General features: G+C 66.4%; 20 protein-coding genes. 9 read left to right on the forward strand and 11 right to left on the reverse strand.

Annotated features, from left to right (window positions below; all coding sequences use genetic code 11):
• Positions 1-32: 32 nt before the first annotated feature.
• The gene (locus BLP96_RS08685) at positions 33-1004 is read left to right on the forward strand and encodes a LysR family transcriptional regulator (protein WP_089685212.1); all 972 of its coding nucleotides are present in this window, start codon (positions 33-35) and stop codon (positions 1002-1004) included.
• A gap of 18 nt (positions 1005-1022) precedes the next feature.
• Here BLP96_RS08685 and BLP96_RS08690 read toward each other — a convergent pair whose 3' ends face one another.
• The 3 genes from BLP96_RS08690 to BLP96_RS08700 all read right to left on the reverse strand — a co-directional run bounded on the left by BLP96_RS08690 (position 1023) and on the right by BLP96_RS08700 (position 3326).
• Positions 1023-1835 (reverse strand): ABC transporter substrate-binding protein, encoded by an 813-nt coding sequence (locus BLP96_RS08690; RefSeq protein WP_089685214.1) that lies wholly within the window; start codon positions 1833-1835, stop codon positions 1023-1025.
• Positions 1836-1902: 67 nt separating this feature from the next.
• Positions 1903-2625, reverse strand: a complete 723-nt coding sequence (locus BLP96_RS08695; protein WP_089685216.1) for an ATP-binding cassette domain-containing protein — start codon at positions 2623-2625, stop codon at positions 1903-1905.
• Positions 2622-3326 (reverse strand): ABC transporter permease, encoded by a 705-nt coding sequence (locus tag BLP96_RS08700; protein ID WP_089685218.1) that lies wholly within the window; start codon positions 3324-3326, stop codon positions 2622-2624. The genes BLP96_RS08695 and BLP96_RS08700 overlap by 4 nt, the downstream gene beginning before the upstream one ends.
• 179 nt (positions 3327-3505) lie before the next feature.
• Here BLP96_RS08700 and BLP96_RS08705 point away from each other — a divergent pair, with 179 nt between their 5' ends.
• The 5 genes from BLP96_RS08705 to BLP96_RS08725 all read left to right on the forward strand — a co-directional run bounded on the left by BLP96_RS08705 (position 3506) and on the right by BLP96_RS08725 (position 7816).
• Positions 3506-4399 (forward strand): helix-turn-helix transcriptional regulator, encoded by an 894-nt coding sequence (locus BLP96_RS08705; RefSeq protein ID WP_089685220.1) that lies wholly within the window; start codon positions 3506-3508, stop codon positions 4397-4399.
• Positions 4400-4689: 290 nt separating this feature from the next.
• Positions 4690-5676 (forward strand): thiamine pyrophosphate-dependent dehydrogenase E1 component subunit alpha, encoded by a 987-nt coding sequence (locus BLP96_RS08710; RefSeq protein ID WP_089685222.1) that lies wholly within the window; start codon positions 4690-4692, stop codon positions 5674-5676.
• Positions 5677-5692: 16 nt separating this feature from the next.
• A complete protein-coding gene (locus BLP96_RS08715) occupies positions 5693-6739 on the forward strand; it encodes an alpha-ketoacid dehydrogenase subunit beta (protein ID WP_089685224.1) in 1047 nt (348 codons plus the stop codon).
• Positions 6736-6972 carry a lipoyl domain-containing protein gene (locus tag BLP96_RS08720; protein ID WP_089685226.1) on the forward strand — a complete coding sequence of 79 codons (237 nt, stop codon included), beginning with the start codon at positions 6736-6738 and terminating at the stop codon, positions 6970-6972. Before BLP96_RS08715 ends, BLP96_RS08720 begins: the two co-directional genes overlap by 4 nt.
• An 82-nt stretch (positions 6973-7054) precedes the next feature.
• Positions 7055-7816, forward strand: a complete 762-nt coding sequence (locus BLP96_RS08725) for a lipoyl protein ligase domain-containing protein (RefSeq protein ID WP_218118592.1) — start codon at positions 7055-7057, stop codon at positions 7814-7816.
• A gap of 17 nt (positions 7817-7833) precedes the next feature.
• Here the strand turns inward: BLP96_RS08725 and BLP96_RS08730 are convergent, their stop codons facing one another.
• On the reverse strand, positions 7834-8307 hold the full coding sequence (locus BLP96_RS08730; protein ID WP_089685228.1) for a LabA-like NYN domain-containing protein: 474 nt from the start codon (positions 8305-8307) through the stop codon (positions 7834-7836).
• A gap of 192 nt (positions 8308-8499) precedes the next feature.
• On the opposite strand from BLP96_RS08730, the gene BLP96_RS08735 reads away from it, so the two are divergent.
• Positions 8500-9372, forward strand: a complete 873-nt coding sequence (locus BLP96_RS08735; protein WP_089685230.1) for a class I SAM-dependent methyltransferase — start codon at positions 8500-8502, stop codon at positions 9370-9372.
• Positions 9373-9447: 75 nt separating this feature from the next.
• Here BLP96_RS08735 and BLP96_RS08740 read toward each other — a convergent pair whose 3' ends face one another.
• A complete protein-coding gene (locus BLP96_RS08740) occupies positions 9448-11001 on the reverse strand; it encodes an alpha/beta fold hydrolase (protein ID WP_089685232.1) in 1554 nt (517 codons plus the stop codon).
• A gap of 343 nt (positions 11002-11344) precedes the next feature.
• Between BLP96_RS08740 and BLP96_RS08745 the strand changes: the two genes are divergently transcribed.
• Both BLP96_RS08745 and BLP96_RS08750 read left to right on the forward strand, forming a co-directional pair.
• Positions 11345-11920, forward strand: coding sequence for a TetR/AcrR family transcriptional regulator (locus tag BLP96_RS08745; RefSeq protein ID WP_089685233.1), 576 nt, complete (start codon positions 11345-11347; stop codon positions 11918-11920).
• A gap of 112 nt (positions 11921-12032) precedes the next feature.
• Positions 12033-12410, forward strand: a complete 378-nt coding sequence (locus BLP96_RS08750; protein WP_089685235.1) for a group I truncated hemoglobin — start codon at positions 12033-12035, stop codon at positions 12408-12410.
• Between the two features lie 126 nt (positions 12411-12536).
• Here the strand turns inward: BLP96_RS08750 and BLP96_RS08755 are convergent, their stop codons facing one another.
• From BLP96_RS08755 to BLP96_RS08780, 6 genes are all read right to left on the reverse strand, one after another.
• Positions 12537-12818 carry a DUF503 domain-containing protein gene (locus BLP96_RS08755; RefSeq protein ID WP_089685237.1) on the reverse strand — a complete coding sequence of 94 codons (282 nt, stop codon included), beginning with the start codon at positions 12816-12818 and terminating at the stop codon, positions 12537-12539.
• 73 nt (positions 12819-12891) lie between these two features.
• Positions 12892-13503: a DNA-3-methyladenine glycosylase I gene (locus tag BLP96_RS08760; RefSeq protein ID WP_089685239.1), complete on the reverse strand. Its 612-nt coding sequence runs from the start codon at positions 13501-13503 to the stop codon at positions 12892-12894.
• A gap of 164 nt (positions 13504-13667) precedes the next feature.
• Positions 13668-14960: a glycerophosphodiester phosphodiesterase family protein gene (locus BLP96_RS08765; RefSeq protein WP_089685241.1), complete on the reverse strand. Its 1293-nt coding sequence runs from the start codon at positions 14958-14960 to the stop codon at positions 13668-13670.
• A gap of 202 nt (positions 14961-15162) precedes the next feature.
• A complete protein-coding gene (locus tag BLP96_RS08770) occupies positions 15163-15969 on the reverse strand; it encodes an oxygen-binding di-iron domain-containing protein (protein WP_089685244.1) in 807 nt (268 codons plus the stop codon).
• Positions 15970-16079: 110 nt separating this feature from the next.
• The gene (locus BLP96_RS08775; RefSeq protein ID WP_089685246.1) at positions 16080-17411 is read right to left on the reverse strand and encodes an NAD(P)-binding domain-containing protein; all 1332 of its coding nucleotides are present in this window, start codon (positions 17409-17411) and stop codon (positions 16080-16082) included.
• A complete protein-coding gene (locus BLP96_RS08780) occupies positions 17408-17968 on the reverse strand; it encodes an OsmC family protein (protein WP_089685248.1) in 561 nt (186 codons plus the stop codon). The genes BLP96_RS08775 and BLP96_RS08780 overlap by 4 nt, the downstream gene beginning before the upstream one ends.
• Between the last annotated feature and the right edge of the window lie 114 nt (positions 17969-18082).

Here is an 18082-nt window from a genome sequence, read left to right on the forward strand (position 1 = left end):
TAGACGATCATCCATACTAAGCGTGATCGCGCATGAATATCCGCCATCTGACCTTTCGTCTGCTGCAGGTCTACGTGACCGTGGTGCAAGCAGGCTCCATGAGCGAGGCGGCGCGCCAGCTGCACCTGACCCAGCCCACCGTCTCCCAGCAGCTCAAGCGGCTGACCGAAGCGGTGGGCGAACCGCTGCTGGAGGGACGTCACGGTCGGTTGATTCCCACCGAGGCAGGCAGCGAGCTCTACCGCGCCAGCCGCGAGGTGCTGGGGCGCTTCGCCGACTTCGACGATTATCTCTCGGCGCTGCGCGGCGGCGAGCGAGGGCGCTTTTCCATCGCCCTGGTCAACACCGCCCAATACGTGTTGCCGCGCTTGCTCGGCCCCTTCAGCCAGGCCCATCCCGAGGTGGACGTCACGGTGCACATCGGCAATCGGCGCCAGATGCTGACGCGATTCGAACGTCAGGACGACGACCTCTACGTGTTCAGCCATCCGCCGTCGCTGGCCCATGCCGTGGCCGGTCGCTTCCTGCGCAACCCGCTGGTGGCGGTGGCGCCGCACGGGCACCCGTTGGTGGGTCGCGAGCGGGTGGCGATGAGCGAGCTGCTGGGCGAGCGCTTCCTGCTGCGCGAGCCGGGCTCGGCGACGCGCATGCTCTTCGAGAGCTGGCTACAGGAGCAGGGGCTGTCGCTGGGGGCGACCCTGCAGATGGCCAGCAACGAGGCGATCCGTGTCGGCGTGGCGTCGGGACTGGGGCTGGCCGTGCTCTCCGAGCACGTGTTGCCGCCGGAACATCCCGACCTGGTGATCCTGCCGGTGACGGGCCTGCCCATCGAGAGCCACTGGCAGTTCATCGTGCGCCGTGACCGACGCCTCCCGCACGCAGCGCTGGGTTTTCTGCGCTTTGCCGAGGGGCATCTCGGCGAGTGCGTCGAGCCGCGCTTCCTGGCCAATGAGATCGGCGATCTGCTGGTGGGGTTGGCCGCAGAAGGCGTGGCAAGGGCTTGAACGGCCCTTGCCGGCCGGTCACTTAGCGTTGGGGAAGAACAACTGCTGCCCTTTGAGTTCGAAGTCGGCAATGGCTTGCTGGCCGTCTTCGGAGAGCAGCCATTCGTGCCACTGTTGGGCCAGGTCGTGCTCGAGGTGAGGGTGGCGTTCTTCGCTTAGCAGCAGGCTGCCGTATTGGTTGAACAGTGCCTCGTCACCTTCGAAGAGGATTTCCAGGTTCTGGCGGTTGTCGAAGGCGACCCAGGTGGCGCGGTCGGCCATCACGTAGGCGTCCATGCCGGCGGCGGTGTTGAGCGTGGGGCCCATGCCGCTGCCCAGCTCGCGATACCACTCTCCGCCGGGCTCCACACCGGCCGCTTCCCATAGGCGCCGCTCGGCGCGATTGGTGCCGCTGTCGTCGCCGCGCGAAGCAAAGGGGGCTGCGGCCTCGGCGATACGCGAGAAGGCGTCTTCGACCGTTTCGGCATCGCCGATGCCGGCGGGGTCGTCACCGGGGCCGATGACCACGAAGTCGTTGTACATCACGTTGGCGCGTTCGGTGGCGTAGCCCTCGGCGACGAACCGTTCTTCGCCGGCCGTGTCGTGAACCAGCAGGCTGTCGGCATCGCCGCGCCGGGCGATCTCGAAGGCCTGGCCGGTGCCCACGGCGACGACGCGGACCTCGATGTCGGTGGCTTCGGTGAACTGGGGAAGAATGGCGTCGAAGAGCCCCGACTGTTCGGTGGAGGTGGTGGAGGCGAGGGTAATGAACCGCTCGTCGTCCTGAGCCACGGCGCTCATTGACCACCCCATCAGGCTCAGCGTGGCAAGTGCGAGTCCTAGTTTATGCATGTCGTCTTCCTTCTGTCGTACTCAGTGTCGTGGGAGGCGTGCCGCTCGAACGGCAGGGGCGGCCGGTCTACCAGACCAGCTCGCCTTCGATGAACGCCCTTGCGGTGGGTGACGAAGGCGTCGTGAAGAAGGTGGCGGCCGCGCTGTGCTCCACGAGACTGCCCTCGTGGAGGAGCACCACGTCGTCGGCCAGGCGCCGTGCCTGGTGAAGATCGTGGGTGGTCATCACGATGCGGGTGCCTCGCCGGTGGAAGTCCCGAACGGCCTCCTCCACCGCTCGGATCGAGGCCGGGTCCAGGGCGGCAGTCGGCTCGTCGAGAAACAGGACCTCGGGATCGAGCAGCCAGGCCCGAGCCAGCGCCAGGCGCTGCTGCTCGCCGCCGGAGAGCACCCGTGCCGGGCGTTTTTCGAGGTGCGCCAGACCAAAGTGCTCAAGTGCTTTGCGTGCTAGATTCTTTCGCGACTGCCAAGGCGTGCCGTTGACGGCCAGGGCGTAGGTGAGGTTGTCCAGGGCGGAGCGTTTGAGCAGCACGGGGCGCTGGAAGACCATCGCCTGGCGTGGCGCGCCTCCTTGCCAGTGAACGCGCCCGGCGCTGGGTGTCAGCAGGCCGTGGGCGAGGCGCAGCAGCAAGCTCTTGCCGGCTCCGTTGGGGCCCATGACCAGGGTGCAGCGCTCGTCGCTCAGCGACAGGGTCAAGGGGCGGAGCAGGACTTGGCCGCGGTGAACGACGCTGGCACCCTCGAAGTGCAGCGTGGCTACGGTTGGCACCTGGTGCGACATGTCGTTCATCCCAGCCGCCTCCGCGCCGTCTCGCCCACCAGGTAGGCGCCGGCGTTGATCAGGGTGACCAGGGCCAGCAGCACGAGACCGAGCCCCAGTGCCAGCGGCAGATTGCCCTTGCTGGTTTCCAGCACGATGGCGGTGGTCATCACCCGGGTGACGCCGTCGATGTTGCCACCCACGATCATCACCGCGCCCACCTCGGCGCTGGCGCGTCCGAAGCCGGCGAGGATCACCGTCAGCAGGCCGAAGCGGGCATCCCACAGCAGGGTCGGTATACGACGCAACCGCGAAACTCCCAGCGACTGCAGCTGCTCGCGGTATTCGCCATGGAGCTCCTCCACCTGCTGACGGGTCAGCGCGGCGATGATCGGCAGGATCAGCAGTACCTGGGCCACCACCATGGCGGACGGCGTGAACAGCAGGCCGAACTGCCCGAGTGGCCCGGCTCTGGAGAGCAGCAGGTAGACGGTGAGGCCGGCCACCACCGGCGGCAGGCCCATGAAAGCGTTGAGCACGACGATGATGGCGCTGCGCCCCGGGAAGCGCCACAGCGCCAGGGCGGCGCCCAGCGGCAGGGCGACCAGTGCGGCGAGCAGTACGGCGGTGAGCGAGACCTGCAGCGACAGGGAGACGATGCCCAAGAGGGTATCGTCCAGCCCCAGAATCAGGGCGAGGGCGGTGGAGAAGGCGTTGTCGCTGGCGGTCATGGTCACCGTTTTTTCGCGTTGTTTGAGCCGCGCTCGCCGACTTTACCGGGCAAAGCCGCACAGTCGGCTTCGTCGGGGTCGTGGATGATTGTCTGCAGCATGTGCGGAAAAAGCGTTGCCTGCACGCTATGCTGAAATCCGTGCAGTCATAGACAGGCTAATGCGGAGCCGCCGGCGCCATGACCCCATCCACGACTTATGCCTACCTGACCACGACGGAAGTGGCCGACTACCTGCGATTGAAGGAGCGCAAGGTCTACGACCTGGTTCGCCAGGGACAGATTCCCTGCACCAAGGTGACCGGCAAGCTGCTCTTCCCGCGTCACAGCGTCGACCTGTGGCTGATGAACCATCTGGAGGGAGACCAGCCGAGTCAGCGGCCGGTGCCCAGGGTGCTGGCCGGCAGCCAGGATCCGCTGCTCGAGTGGGCGGTGCGTGAAAGCGGCTCGGATCTGGCCCAACTCTGTCACGGCAGCGGCGACGGCGTGCAGCGCCTGTTGGGCGGCGAGGCGATGCTGGCCGGTCTGCACCTGCTGGACCCGACGAGCGGTCGCTACAACGTGCCCCAGGCGCTGGGGCTCGGCGGCATGCGCGACCTGGTGATCGTGCACTGGGCGGTGCGTCGTCAGGGGCTGTTGCTGGCACCGGGCAACCCTGCCGGGGTGGGCTCGCTGGCCCAACTCGCCGGCAGCGGTCTGGTGGTGGCTCACCGTCAGTCGGGAGCCGGGGCCGAGCGATTGCTGCACCACCTGCTGGCGTCGGCGGGCGTGGCACCGGACGCGCTGACGTGGGCTGCACATCCGGCGCTCTCCGAGGACGACCTGGCGCTGGCGATTCGTCACGGCACGGCGGATGCAGGGCTCGGCGTCGAGGCTGCCGCACGGCGCCAGGGTCTGGCATTCGTGCCCCTGCACGAGGAGAGATTCGAACTGGCCCTGCGCCGGCGCAGCTACTTCGAACCGCCCGTGCAGCGGCTGCTCGCTTTCGCCCGCGAAGCGCGCTTCGCCGAGCGGGCCGAAGCGTTGGGCGGCTACGACATCGGCGAACTGGGCGCCGTGAGGTACAACGCCTGAACGCTCGGTAGAAGAGCGCGCGTGGCCGTACGATCCGGTTGTATCGCGTTTGCGATGCGCTGGATCAACAAAGGCATCGAGAGCATGGCTTGGGTGGCTGCTGGGCACTACGCTAAGAAGACATCGAGAATGCCGAGCGGGCCATGCTCCGTACGGAATCGGCACCAAGCGCATGAGCCTGCGCCCTGAAGATCCCTCCCCTCCCTGACTATCGTTGTCCCTGGCGTCCTGCCAGGTCGACCGCATCGCTGCGCGAATGTCGTGCGGCGAGTCTCGATAGGAGCCAACCCATGCAACCGACAACCGAACAGCGCCTCTGGATGTACCGCCACATGGTGCTCAGCCGCTACCTCGAAGAGCGCATCGAGGAACTCTACATGGAAGGCAAGACGCCAGTCTTCAACATGGCCAAGGGGCCGATTCCCGGCGAGATGCACCTCTCCAATGGCCAAGAACCCTGTGCGGTGGGCGTCTGCGCGCACCTCACGCCGGATGACATCGTCACTGCCACCCATCGGCCACACCATATCGCCGTGGCCAAGGGCGTCGATCTCGATGCCATGGTCGCGGAAATATTCGGCAAGGCCACCGGGCTATCCGGTGGGCGCGGTGGGCACATGCATCTGTTCGATGCCGCCGTGAACTTCTCCTGTTCGGGAATCATCGGCGAGGGCCTCGGGCCGGCGGTCGGTGCGGCTCTGTCCAGGAAGATGCAGGGCAAGCCGGGCGTTGCCGTGGCCTTCCTGGGCGATGGTGCGGCCAACCAGGGCGCCTTCCACGAATCGCTCAATCTTGCCGCGGTGTGGCGGCTGCCGGTGGTGTTCGTGATCGAAGACAACGGCTGGGGCATCTCGGTGCCCAAGCAGGCTTCCACTGCCGTGCCGCGCAATGACCGGCGCGCCAGTGGTTACGACATACCTGGCATGCACGTGGCCGACAACGATGTGGAGGGCGTGTTCGCCATGGCGGGCGAGGCCATCGCCCGCGCCCGCGAAGGTCAAGGGCCGAGCCTGATCGAGATCGAGACGTCGCGGCTCGCCGGCCACTTCATGGGCGATGGCGAGGAGTACCGGCCCAAGGGCGAGAAGGAAAGGCTCGAACAGCGTGACCCCATTCCCCGCTATCGCCAGCAGTTGCTCGACATCGGCGCGCTCGACGAAACCTCGGATGCCGAACTGGTCGAGCGGGCGCAGACACGTATCGAAGCCGCCATTCGCTTTGCCCAGCAGAGCGAATTCCTGCCGCCCGAAGCGGCGCTCGAGGAAGTCTTCGCCTAACGCCAGGAGAACCGTGATGACGACTACTAGCAAGAGCACCAGCCGCAAGCTGACCATCGCCCGGGCCATGGCCGAGGCCATGGCCCAGGAAATGCGCCTCGACCCGCGGGTCTTCGTGATGGGCGAGGACGTGGGCCCCCTGGGTGGAGTTTTCGGTAACACCCGTGGCCTGTTCGAGGAGTTCGGCGCCGAGCGCGTGCGCGACACGCCGATCTCCGAGACCGCCTTCATCGGCGCCGCCGTGGGGGCCGCCTCCGACGGCATGCGTCCCATCGTCGAGCTGATGTTCGTCGACTTCTTCGGCGTGTGCATGGACGCCATCTACAACCTGATGGCCAAGAACACCTACTTCTCCGGCGGCAAGGTCAAGGTACCGCTGGTGCTGATGACCTCCACCGGCGGCGGCTATTCCGACGCCGGCCAGCACTCCCAGTGCCTCTATGGCACCTTCGCCCACTTGCCGGGCATGAAGGTGGTGGCGCCCAGCAACGCCTATGACGCCAAAGGGCTGATGACGGCAGCGATACGCGACGACAACCCGGTGGTGTTCATGTATCACAAGTCGCTTCAGGGAATGGGCTGGCTGGGCACCGAGAAGGGTGCCACCGTTCCGGTGCCCGAGGAGAGCTATACGGTAGAGATCGGCAAGGCCGCCGTGGTGCGTGAGGGCCACGACGTGACGTTGGCTAGCCTCGCCGCTGGGGTGCATCACTGCTTGCGTGCGGCCAAGATTCTGGAGGAAGGGGGCTTCTCCGCCGAGGTGGTCGACCTGCGCAGCCTGGTACCGCTCGACCGCGAGACGTTGCGTGAATCGGTGGCCAAGACCGGCCGCCTGATCGTGGTCGATGAGGACTACCACAGCTATGGCGTCAGCGGCGAGATCATCGCCAGCGTAGCCGAGTACTCCGGCTGCCGGCTCAAGGCCGCCCCCCAGCGCGTGGCCTATCCGGACATTCCGATCCCCTTCGCGCCGACGATGGAGCAGTGGGCGCTGCCCAATGCAGACAAGGTCGTTGCCGCCTTTCACGAGATGATGAAAGAGAACCGAGGAGAGAATTCATGACGTCCGATATCCGTGTGCCGGAAGATCTGTGGGAAGGCGACACGGAAGGCGTGATCACCGCCTGGCTGGTCGATGACGGCGCTACGGTGGCTCAGGGGGACCTGATCGCTGAAATGATGGTTGAGAAAGCGCAGTACGAGATCGAAGCGCCGGTCTCGGGGCGGCTCGTCATCGCCAAGGAAGAAGATGAGGTGGTAGCCAAGGGAGCCGTCATCGCTACTGTGGAGACCTGAAAGCCCATGAAGATCGAGATGACGACTCGCCTCGCTTGCCTCGTCCCTGGAGTGTCGGGTCGGCGCTCGCGATGAGGCGGTGATGAGCGCCAGCATGGAGACTTTCGAGCTACAGCGACTTACGGTCGAAACCGGCCTCGCGCTCGAGGAGACGCTGCTGGAATCGATCTGCCAGGGCGAGAGCCGCTTCGGCCTGGTGGCCTGGTCGCCCACCGATCGGGCGCTAGTGATGCCGCGCCGCCACGAGCGCGTGGCGGGCTTTCCCGAGGCGCGCCGCGCCCTGAGCGAGAGGGGCTGGCCGATCCGCTTTCGCGCCACCGGCGGCACGCCGGTGCCCCAGTCGCCGGCGGTGGTCAACGTGGCGTTGGCGCTGCGCTGTCAGGTGGGCAGCTCAGCGGCCCACCTGGAATGGGGCTATCACCGCCTTGGCGATCCCTGGTGCGCCTGGCTCGCGGCGCTGGGCGTCCGGTACGTCGATCTGGGCTCGGCCCCGGGGGCCTACTGCGACGGGCGCTTCAACGTGCGCATCGGCGGACGCAAGCTGGTCGGCACCGCCCAGCGCTGGCGACGGGTTCGCGGCAGCCGCGATATGGCCATGCTCGCCCACGGCGCCATGCAGGTGGGCGATACCCCCGAGGCGCTGGTCGCGGTGGTCAATGCCTACCAGGCGACCGTCGGCGACCCGCAGCGCTTTGCGGCAGGTAGCCACGTCGCGCTGAGCCAGGCATTGCCCGACCTCGCTCCGGAGGCCGCGCTGCCGGAGTTGCTCGAGCGGCTGGTGGCTACACCTCATGCTCATGGAGTGCAGCCAGTCACTGGCGATAGGGGAGAGGCGAGGTCGTGATCGTCTCGGCCATCCGCTCACAGCAGCAGGTCACCCTCCAGGGGCACGAAGCGCGTGGCCGATTGGATCAGGGCCCCGGCGGTGAGCGCAGGGACGCCATAGACCTCGACCTCCACGCCGTGCTCGAGACGCAGGGTCTCGGCCAGCAGCGCGAAGTCGCCATCGCCTGAGGCCAGTACCACCACGTCGGCTCGTCCGGCGTGTTTCACCGCATCCAGGGTGATGCCCACGTCCCAGTCGCCCTTGGCCGAGCCGTCGGCCCGTTGGATGAAGGGCTTTAGCTTCACCTCGAAGCCGATGGCCCGAAGGATGTTCTGGAACTGGCGCTGCTTCTCGTCGCCGCGGTCGATGGCGTAGGCGAACGCTCCGGTCGCCCGGCGCCCTTCGGTCGCCCGGGCCCAGAGGGTGTTGTAGTCGATATGCCGACCGTAGGCATGGCGAGCGGTGTAATACAGGTTCTGCACGTCCACCAATAGCAGTACGTTCTGCATGATGAGGAACCTTTGGGTGATGAGGTGCGTCGTCCTGGGTGGTCGCTAGTCGTCTAGCGACCATGAGTGCACGGTAACTGCTAGAACTGATAGTGACAGCGTCTCGGCCAGTGAGTTGGGTGGATGCTGTCTGTGGGCGCCGCGATCAGTGGCTGCGGCGCTTCCCCTGACATAGCACTGGGAGGTACCGCCATGAATACAACAACAGACCAGCATGTCAGCGAATACGTGGCCTTCTGGAACGATACCCTGGCGGAGAAGTTCGAGCGTTTCCAGGAGATTCTGATGAATGGCCTTAGCTACCACAGTCGGGTTCCCTTGGAGAAACTCGATGTCCCGGCGGGTTCGCGCATCCTCGATGTGGGTTGCGGCTGGGGCGATACCGCCATCGAACTGGCGTGCAAGACCGGTCCCCAGGGGCAGGTGCTGGGGATGGACTGCGTCGAACCGTTTCTCGAGGAAGGTCGTTATCGGGCGGCGCAGAACGGCTTGGGCAATGTGCGGTTCGTGGCCGCCGACGTGGAGCGATACCCCTTCGAGCCACGCTATGACCTGTGTTTCTCGCGCTTCGGCATGATGTTCTTCGAGCACCCCGTGGTGGCCATGCGCAACATCAACAAGGCGTTGCGGCCGGGCGGCGAGCTGATGTTCATCGTGTGGCGCGACATCGAGGACAACCCCTGGCTGGGGCTGCCCAAACAGGTGGTGCTGGACTTTCTGCCGCCTCCCGGCGAAGACGCCCGCACCTGCGGCCCGGGGCCCTTCTCCATGGCCAACCCGGACGTGGTCGGCCAGCAGCTGGAGATCGCCGGCTTCGAGGCGATCGAATTCGAGCGCAACGACGGTCCCGTGGAGGTTGGCGACTCGGTGGAGAATGCCATGCGCTTCCAGCTCGCCCTGGGACCGGCGGGGGAGGTGTTCCGCGAGGCGGGCGAGGAAGCGGAACGCCAGCGTCCGCAGATCGAGGAGGCATTGCGCGATGCCCTGGCCCCCTATGAGCAGGAGGGCAAGATCGTGATGGGCTCGAGTTCGTGGACCATCACCGCTCGCAAGCCGGAAGCCTGAGCTCGCCCCGCCCGGGCTGATCCGCGGCGACGAGAAGTGGCCCGCCAGGCAACTGGCGGGCCGTTTTCGTCCACCCTACCGTGGCGGTTCGATCACCCAGGACTCCAGGGCGACTTCGTCCTTGCAGCTGTCGTCGACGCGGGCGTAGGGATCCGCCAGGAAGGCATCGATCATGGTCGAGCGGCACTCGTTGACCGGGCTGTGGCCGAGGCCCTGGAACTCGACGAACTGCAGGTTGGGCATGCCCTTGGCGATGTGCTCGCTCCAACGCGTGCCGCAGCAGGGGTCCATCTGGCCGTGGATGGCGAGCGCGGGTGTCTCGGTTTGAGGCGGGTCGTTGTGTGCGGCGGGCACGTCGCCGTCCTCGCCCCACCAGGCGCATAGCCACGGCGGCTCGAAGCCGAGCACGGCCGGTTCGCGCTGCACCGCGGCGATGGAGTCCTCCGGCGTGGGGCGGTTGTTGCCCATGTCGCTGCACACGTGGGACAGGAAGTAGCCCAGCGCATAGTTGGGCGCGCTGGGGTCGGGGTTGTAGTCATCGAGCAGGAAGAAGTCGTGCAGGCGCGAGTAGTCGCCCGCCTCGATGTCCGCGAGCAGGCTCGGCAGCTCGGCATAAGCGGCGGGCAGCATCAGGTAGAGGGTGTCGAGGAAGGCGGCGCCGTCGAAGTAGAGGCGCTTCTCGCTGCCGTCGCGCTCCTCGACGGTGGCTACGTAGGGGTGGCCGTCCAGGGTGCGGCGAGCGCGGTCGATGGCCTGCAGCCAGTCGGGCAGCAGCTCCCGGCATGCCGGCTCGTCGGCTACGCAGCGTGCCAGCACATCGGTGAAGGTCTGCTTGGCGGTGTAGAACTCGTCGACCGGTGGACGGTTGCGCAGGTGGCTGAACCAGGGCCAGCCGAAGATCGCCGCGCGCACGCTCTCGGGGTGATATTGGATGAAGGAGAGCGCCGTGCCGCTGCCGGTCGAGGAGCCGAAGGCATCGAGGGTGTCATAGTCGAGGAGGCGACGGATCTCGTCGACGTCGCGCGAGACGCTGTACTGGTTGTACTGGGTGACGTCGATGCCTTCGTCGGTGAGCTTGTCGTAGCATGCCGTGACCTGCGGGGCGATCGCCTCGAGGCGCTCCATGGGGTCGAGCGAGGCGGTGATTGCCGGCGTGTGAATGATGTTGTGATAGGGCGAGACGGCTGCGTAGTCGGGGCACTCCAGCGTCGGCTCGGCATGGATGAAGCCACGGTGGTCCATTGTCACCAGGGTGCGTTCTCCGACGTCGTCGAGCAGTTGTTCGAGATAGCCGCGGTTATCGAGCGATGAGTAGCCGGGGCCACCGGGGAAGAAGAATACGGGCACTTCGCCACCCTCGGCATGCTCGGGCTGGAATACCGCGACGGGCAAGGCGACGCTGTTGCCGTTGGGCTCGTCCCAGTTCTCCTCGCCGTGGAAGGTGTAGCACTCTGCATCCAGTTCGTTGAGCGTCTCAGTGGCGCACTCGGTAGACTCGAGGCGTGGCAGTCGATCGTCATCCGACGACTGTGCGAGAGCGGAAAGAGAGGCGGTGGATAGGGTTAACACAAGGGCGCCGGGCAGCAGCCAGGTCCGGGGCGCGCCGTTCGATGAGGAGAGGGGGCGCATGGCGGTCACCAAGGGTTATTGTTGGAAGAGTGTGGGCCATTACATCATCCATAGAAGCTAGTGGTGGTAGGTGATGGGGTCAAACGGCGGACGCCGGCCGCGGCCCGGTGTCATGCAGGCCTCGAGGAGGCTCGGGCGACGAGGCCACTTGCGCCGGTTCGGCGGTGAGCCCGAAGCGGTCCGAAATGGCGAGCCGATGCGACCCGAAGCTTCGGCACGGAACCATGAATGTCATGCATTCGATGTTCGCTCTCGGCCCGTCGATCGTGTCGTGATTTCATTTGACGGGGGACAAGACTGAGTCATGATGAAGAATAGACCGGTCGGTCTGCACGGAGTGCCCATGACACGAAGCACCAAGGAGCGATTGCTGGAAGCGGGACTCGGCATGCTTCTACAGCACGGCTACAACGACCTGGGGATTCAGGCCCTGCTCGAGAAGACGCAGACGCCGAAGGGCTCCTTCTATCACCATTTCAAGAGCAAGGAGGACTTCGCGCTGCAGGTCATCGACCGCTACATGGTCGATGTCCACAAGGGCCTGGACCTGTCCCTGGGCAATTCGTCGCTGCCGCCCCTGGACCGGGTGCGGCGCTTCTTCGAGCTATCGCGGGACAAGTATCGGGATGAGGGGTATCTGGGGTGCCTGCTGGGCGGGGTCGGTCAGGAACTCTCGGGAGTGAGCGAGGTGTTCCGGCGCAAGATCGAGACCTGCTTCAACGCCATTGCCGAACGTGTCGCCGAATGCCTGGAGGAGGCTCGCCAACGCGGGGACTTGCCACCCGATCGCGACCCACGAAAGCTGGCCAACCTGCTGGTGGACTGCTGGGAAGGCGCCGCGCTGCGCAGCCGCCTGCGAGGGGCCCCCGATCCCTTGGATGCGATGCTCGACTTCTACTTTTCGGCCGCTGCACGTTAGGGCATTTTTCCGGGCCGAAGTCTGTACCGACTGGTCTGTTCGCAGGCCGGGCCTTCGCCCGGTCCGGACACCAGCGACTAGGGCCGGTTCGATCCGGTCCGGGAGGTGCAAGATGAGCAGTGCAACCCTGTACGAGCGTCTCGGCGGCGAGAGCGGCATTGCCGCTCTGGTCGACGATATCGTCGAGGCGCACATGCAGAACCCGACGATCCAGGCCCGTTACCTGCCGACTCGAGACGATCCGGTGCATTTCGAGGAATTGAAAGGTCATCTGCGTGATTTCCTTTCCGCCGGCAGCGGTGGGCCCGCGGAGTACCGGGGGAGGAGCATGCCCGAAGCGCATCGTGGCATGAACATCGGCGAGGCCGAGTACATGGCCGTCACGGACGACATTCTGGCGGTGCTCGATCGCCACGGCGTGGATCCCCAGACCCGCCAGGAGATGCTGGGCATCGCCTACTCGCTCAAGGACGAGATCATGCATCTGTGACGCCAGGAAGACATTCCTTCCGGCTGGGGAAGAAACCGTAGCGCATGGGATGACTGCGCTTGCCGCCGAACGGATCGGCCAGGGATGGCCCGCTTGCGGCTCGGTGTGATGAGGTCGGTCATGGGGCTACAGCCATTCCCTGGTCATCTCGCCAACGCGGCCATCGACGCTGCGCAGCAGCCTCTCTTCTATTTCGTTGCACAGTGACTCGACCTTTTGCGACTCCTGCGCCACCACCACGAACGTCCATTCGCTGGCATCCAGCCGGTCCCGCTCGCCGCTCTCGCACACGGCGACGGCGGGGTTGCGTCCGAAGCGCTCGTGAATGCCACCCATGCGCTGACGCTTCTCCTTGAGTGAGCGGCAGCCGGGCAGGGAAATCGAGACGGTCAGGATGGCAATGTGCATCGGCGCACCTCTCCTTCGCTATTCCTCTTCCCTTCGACATGGCCGCTGGGCCAACAGCACGGCGCTGCGACGGTCAACGCTCGGGACGCGTGAACGCCCGGCGGGCGTGGGCCACGTCGTTTCTGAGGAAGCAGTCCTCGGCATGATCGTTGATCAACCCCATCGACTGCATGAAGGCGTACAGGGTGGTCGGACCCACGAATCGCCAGCCGCGGCGTTTCAGCTCCTTGGATAGTGCATGAGATTCCGCACAGGTAGTGAGCGTCTGCGGAGCCGGCAGGGCTTCGGGGTCGGGTTCGTAGCGCCACAGGAAGGCGGCTAACGAGCCTTCCCGCTCGATGAGTTCTCGAGCGCGCCGCGCGTTGTTGATCACCGCTTCGATCTTGCCGCGGTGACGGATGATGCCGGGGTCGGCCAGCAGGCGTTCCACGTCGTTCTCGTCGAAGTGCGCGACTTCCTCGACGTCGAAATCGCGGAAGGCGGCGCGAAAGTTCTCACGCTTGTTGAGGATGGTGCGCCAGTTGAGACCGGCCTGGAAACCCTCCAGGCACAGTTTCTCGAACAACCGCCGGTCGTCACTGACCGGAAAACCCCATTCGCGGTCGTGGTAATCGGTCAGTTCCGGCACGCTTCCGCACCAGAGGCAACGTGGCTGCCCGTCGGGGCCGGTGATCGTGGTGGTCATGACTCGCGTTTCCTTGGCGTAGTGGCTTGCGATACCTGGCAATCACTACCACAGATTCTGCCTGCTGTCCGACCGATGCCGAAGCCTCGGCCGATGATGGCGAAGCGTGCGGCAGTTGGAAAGGGGTGGAATAGGGGCCGCGCTGGGCGCGGCCCCGATGGGGGTCAGCTCTCGGCGTTCATGCAGTTGTCGTAGAAGGTGACGGTGGCTGGCCAGTCGCTGAACAGGCCGATGATGCCGACGTCGCGGGCCAGCACGTCGAGGGTCAGCAGCTTGTCGCCTTCGTTGTCGATCACGTCGTCGGTGGTGCCGTGGTACCACTCGCCGTCTTCGGTGAGCGGGCCGGAGCGCTCGAAGGTCCAGGCGATGAGGTCGAGCCCTGCCGCTTTCGCCCGCTCGGCATAGACCGAGGGCACGATACGGCTCTCGTCGTCGCCGGCTTCGGGGTTGGAGGACAGCAGCATCCACATCGGCGGGGCGAGGATCTGCACGCCTTGCTCGGCCAGTTCCTCCATGCTCGGCGACCAGGTGGCCGGATCGCTGTGGTCGAAGTCGTCCAGTCCATAGCGGTCGTCGAGGTACACGGCTTGCTCGCCGAATTCGGGTTCGTTGTCGATCCAGTAGCGTACGTCGTCGAGCTCGAACGACTGGGCATAGACGTCGCTCGCCGGTACGTCGGCAGCCTTGTACTCGTCGATCATCTTCTGGGCGTAATCTTCCTGGCTCATGCCCTCGAACGGCATCTCGACGCTGGGCGCCTTGAGCTCCGGAGTCATCTTCACGCCCAGTGCCTTGAACAGTTCGATGCTTTCGGCGTGAGTCATCAGGGTGCCGCGGGTGGCGTAGAGGTCGGTGCGCCAGCCGGGCGTGCCGGCGAGGTACGCCTCGATGCTGGTGGCCTCGGTGTCGGCGCCTTCCATCTTGCCCTGGAGCGTACGGAATTCCGCCAGGGTGATGTCGCTGGTGCAGCACTGGATGTCTGCGGCGTTGGTCAGCTCGCCCGCTTCATTGAAGGCCGGTGGGACGCTGCATTTCTGGGCCAGTTCGGTGTCGACGATGTTGGTGGTGGTGTGAAGATCGCACTGCGAGTGGCGGCAGACGAGCTCCTGGTCGGCGGTGAAAGTGACGTCGCACTCGAGGATGCCGGCACCCATCTGGGCACCGGCAAGGTAGGACTCGCGGGTGTGCTCGGGAAACTGCAGCGCCGCGCCGCGGTGGCCGATGCTGAAGTCGCTGCGCTGCCAATTGCCGGTGTTCGCCGCACAACTTTCCAGTTCGGCCTTGAGCTCGCGTGAGCGCTGGGTGTCTTCGTCCATGTCCTGGACCAGGAAGAGCGGGCGGGGCCCGAGGGTGACGTTGTCGGCAGCGGCAGTCACGTCCTGGGCGGCGATGACGGTGGGGGCGAACAGCAGCGTTGCCAGCCCGCCGAGAATGACGATCGAGGAAGGGGTTTTCATGTAAGCCTCGCTTTTTCTTCTTGAGTGAATGGATAACGCCGGTACAGCATGCCCGATGGGGTGTGACGACACCGTGACCCCCTGTGTCGGGTAGGCGGAATCACTTCCAGCGTAGATGGTCGTGAGGCATTGGATGGTCGTGAGGCATTGGTCGGGCGAGGGCGTATGCCCTCGCGCGGTGGGTCAGGGTCGGCAGACGTACCTACCCCAACGCTTCCGCCACGGTCTCGATGGCGTGCGGGTCGACCGCGGCCATGGGTGCGGCGCACCAGGCGTCGTGGACCAGCGCGGTGAGGGTGGCGACGCCGTTCTCGGCTACCGGCAGGTGGCCGGAGAGTACGGTGGCCGGGGCCAAGCGCTCGAGGGCGGTGAGAGTGCGGCCCAGGGCATCGCGGTCGGCCGTGGCCAGCCAGGGGGCATCGAGTGCCGACCAGGTCACCAGGCCGTCACGCAGCGTAGTCGGTTCGATCGCCTCGACGCTTTCGGCGGGTTGCGGCAGCAGGGCGCCGAAGCTGTCGGCGGCGAAGAAGGCGCGTGAGCGGGTGTCGAGGAATCCGAGTGTCTCCGGGGCGTCGTAGTAGGGCGGGCGCAGCGGCACCAGCTCCCGGTCGGGCAGCTTCAGGCGTGCGCCGGGCTCCAGCAGGTGTACACGACTCACGTCGAGGCCGAGCAGGCCCATCTTGCCCATCCCCAGGAAGTTCGTGACCACCTTTGCCTGGGGCGCGCGATCGAGCACGCGAGCGAGATTGCCGATGTGGTCGGCATCGGTGTGGCTCAGCCATATCCAGCGCAGGTCGGCAAGGTCGATCTCCGCCTCGAGGGCGGCGAGAAAGTCGTCGCCTAGGGCGGCCAGGCCGGTATCGACCAGTACCGGCTCGCGGCCCTTGTGCAGGAAGGCGTTGATGGCGAGCCCGCCCATGCCGGGGAGTGGCAGGAAGGCGGGCAGCACTCGCCAGTCGTGTCCGGCGCAGCGGGCGTCCAGCAGGGTGGGGGCATCGGGCGTAGTCATCGAGGGAGCTCCGTTCGTTGTGGTCGTGTCAGCGTTCGCTTCACCTTTCAGGGTATAGGCCGGTTGCCGAAGCTTGTCATCTGCCGCGTATCACGCAGCCTTGCAGGTCGTCATATTTCATTGGAAAGCATTTCCAGGCGGTCCGAAAAGGAGGTGGCCGTGCCGTGGCGCTGGCCCCGGGCCAGCCAGGCGGCCAGGTGGTTGCCGAGTTCCCGGGCGTCGTCATCAGCGCCATGGATGAAGCTCGAGCGGCGCCGCCGCAGGAAGGGCAGGCCCAGTACGTAGAGGCCCGGCGCTTCGACCACGCCGCCGCGGTGGCGCAGCCGTCCCTTGCGGTCGAGCACCGGCACGTGCAGCCAGGCGTAGTCCGGCCGGAAGCCGGTGGCCCAGACGACGCTTTGGATCTCGCCGCGGGCGAGATCGATGCCCAGGCGCGGAGCGACCGGCAGGTGGGTGGGTTCCGGCCGTTCCGGCGGGCCGACCGCGCTGTCCATGCTCGATTCGCGGGCCCAGGTGTCCAGGCCGTCGAGCAACCGGCCGAGCTTGAGATCGGCTGCTGCGACGTGCGCCGACAGCGAGCCGGAGAACTGCAGCCGGGTGTCGGAAAGGCCCACCAGGCGGCCGACCAGTTCAATGCCCCGTACGGTCAAGGCATTGAGATCCAGGGTGTGGTGGTCGTCGCTGCCCACCAGCTGCGGGGAAGGCAGGCGGCGCACGCGCTCCGGGTCGTCGACGGCCTCGGGTCCTTGGTCGAGCAGGCCCGAGGCCTCCAGCCACCATTGGATGTCGCGGCCGCGGTAGCGGCGCGGCAGGCGCACGTGCTCGCCCACGGCGAGCGTCACCGGCCGGCCGCTGGCGTGAATTTCCGCGGCGAGCTGCACGCCCGTCGCCGAGGCGCCCACCACCAGCACGCCGCCCGGCGGCAGTTGTGCCGGGTGGCGATAGTCGAACGCCGTCACCCGGCACAGCGATGCCGGCAGGGCGGCGTCGAGCGAGGGCACCACCGGCCGGTTGCAGGCGCCGCTGGCGAGCACCACCGCCCGGCACCGCCAGTCGCCGCCATCGGTGATGACACGGTAGCCGCCCTCCGTGGGCTGCACCGAGCGCACCGTGGTATGCGTGTGGACCGGGGCGGCCAGCACCCGGGCGTAGTGGCCCAGGTGGTCGGCGAGTGCCTGGGCGTTCATGAAGCCGTCGGGGTCCGGGCCGTTGTAGCCCAGGCCGGGCAGGCGACACTGCCAGTTCGGCGTGAGCAGGCGCAGCGAGTCCCAGCGCTCGTGCCGCCAGCTGTTGGCCACCTCGCCGCGTTCCAGGATGACGTGATCGATGCCCCGCGTCGCCAGGTGGTGGCTCATGGCGAGCCCGGCGTGGCCCGCGCCGATGACCACGACGGTCACGGTGCGGGCCGCGCGGCGCGCCGGTAGGCTGCGGCCGTCCCTCATTTCACGCGTACCTCGACCTGGGTGGGGTTGGTGAGGGCGTCGAAGACGGCCGAGCGCTTTTGCGATTGGGCGACCAGCGCCTCGATATCCTCGCGGCTGGCGTCGGCGTCGATCGCGTAGGTGACCCGTACCGCATCGAAGCCGTTGCGAACGTCGCTGTCCATGCCGAGGATGCCCTGGATGTCCATGTCGCCCTCGACGGTGGCCTTCACCGAGCGCAGCTGGATGCCGCGGTTCTGCGCCACGGCGGCGATGCCTGCGGTGAGACAGCCGGCGAGCCCCATCAGCACGTACTCCACCGGGGTGGGGCCGTGGTCCTCGGCGGCGAAGACCTCGGGGTGGTCGATGTCGAAGGCGAAGCGTGAGCGGTGCGCCTGTTCTTCGCCGAGGCCATGGAAGCCTTCGATGACGGTGCGGCTGTGGGTGCCGTGAACCCAATCGCAGCGGGCGCGCCAGGTGAAGCGGGCTGCCTCGGGGGCCTGAGCCAGGGCCTGGCGGGCGTCGAGCAGGGCGGTGACGTTGACGCCGTTGTCGATGGTGCGCTCTACGGTTTGCATGATGTCTCTCCTCGTTCTTGCCTCAGGGGTTGTCGTCGTCGGACGGGTGTTGCCACCTGTCACGAGCGAGCTTGTGCCCGGGCCGTGGGATCGAGCGTGGGAGAGGCCGTGGTT

It is taken from the genome of Billgrantia gudaonensis (genome assembly GCF_900100195.1).
GTDB lineage: Bacteria > Pseudomonadota > Gammaproteobacteria > Pseudomonadales > Halomonadaceae > Halomonas > Halomonas gudaonensis.

Coding starts and splice junctions, on each gene's coding strand:
- BLP96_RS08775 (WP_089685246.1), bottom strand. CDS start 17,411: ATGAGGGACGGCCGCAGCCTACCGGCGCGCCGCGCGGCCCGCACCGTG.
- BLP96_RS08765 (WP_089685241.1), bottom strand. CDS start 14,960: ATGAAAACCCCTTCCTCGATCGTCATTCTCGGCGGGCTGGCAACGCTG.
- BLP96_RS08695 (WP_089685216.1), bottom strand. CDS start 2,625: ATGAACGACATGTCGCACCAGGTGCCAACCGTAGCCACGCTGCACTTC.
- BLP96_RS08700 (WP_089685218.1), bottom strand. CDS start 3,326: ATGACCGCCAGCGACAACGCCTTCTCCACCGCCCTCGCCCTGATTCTG.
- BLP96_RS08755 (WP_089685237.1), bottom strand. CDS start 12,818: ATGCACATTGCCATCCTGACCGTCTCGATTTCCCTGCCCGGCTGCCGC.
- BLP96_RS08715 (WP_089685224.1), top strand. CDS start 5,693: ATGACGACTACTAGCAAGAGCACCAGCCGCAAGCTGACCATCGCCCGG.
- BLP96_RS08770 (WP_089685244.1), bottom strand. CDS start 15,969: ATGACTACGCCCGATGCCCCCACCCTGCTGGACGCCCGCTGCGCCGGA.
- BLP96_RS08735 (WP_089685230.1), top strand. CDS start 8,500: ATGAATACAACAACAGACCAGCATGTCAGCGAATACGTGGCCTTCTGG.
- BLP96_RS08780 (WP_089685248.1), bottom strand. CDS start 17,968: ATGCAAACCGTAGAGCGCACCATCGACAACGGCGTCAACGTCACCGCC.
- BLP96_RS08720 (WP_089685226.1), top strand. CDS start 6,736: ATGACGTCCGATATCCGTGTGCCGGAAGATCTGTGGGAAGGCGACACG.
- BLP96_RS08710 (WP_089685222.1), top strand. CDS start 4,690: ATGCAACCGACAACCGAACAGCGCCTCTGGATGTACCGCCACATGGTG.
- BLP96_RS08705 (WP_089685220.1), top strand. CDS start 3,506: ATGACCCCATCCACGACTTATGCCTACCTGACCACGACGGAAGTGGCC.
- BLP96_RS08690 (WP_089685214.1), bottom strand. CDS start 1,835: ATGCATAAACTAGGACTCGCACTTGCCACGCTGAGCCTGATGGGGTGG.
- BLP96_RS08725 (WP_218118592.1), top strand. CDS start 7,055: ATGAGCGCCAGCATGGAGACTTTCGAGCTACAGCGACTTACGGTCGAA.
- BLP96_RS08730 (WP_089685228.1), bottom strand. CDS start 8,307: ATGCAGAACGTACTGCTATTGGTGGACGTGCAGAACCTGTATTACACC.
- BLP96_RS08740 (WP_089685232.1), bottom strand. CDS start 11,001: ATGCGCCCCCTCTCCTCATCGAACGGCGCGCCCCGGACCTGGCTGCTG.
- BLP96_RS08745 (WP_089685233.1), top strand. CDS start 11,345: ATGACACGAAGCACCAAGGAGCGATTGCTGGAAGCGGGACTCGGCATG.
- BLP96_RS08750 (WP_089685235.1), top strand. CDS start 12,033: ATGAGCAGTGCAACCCTGTACGAGCGTCTCGGCGGCGAGAGCGGCATT.
- BLP96_RS08760 (WP_089685239.1), bottom strand. CDS start 13,503: ATGACCACCACGATCACCGGCCCCGACGGGCAGCCACGTTGCCTCTGG.
- BLP96_RS08685 (WP_089685212.1), top strand. CDS start 33: ATGAATATCCGCCATCTGACCTTTCGTCTGCTGCAGGTCTACGTGACC.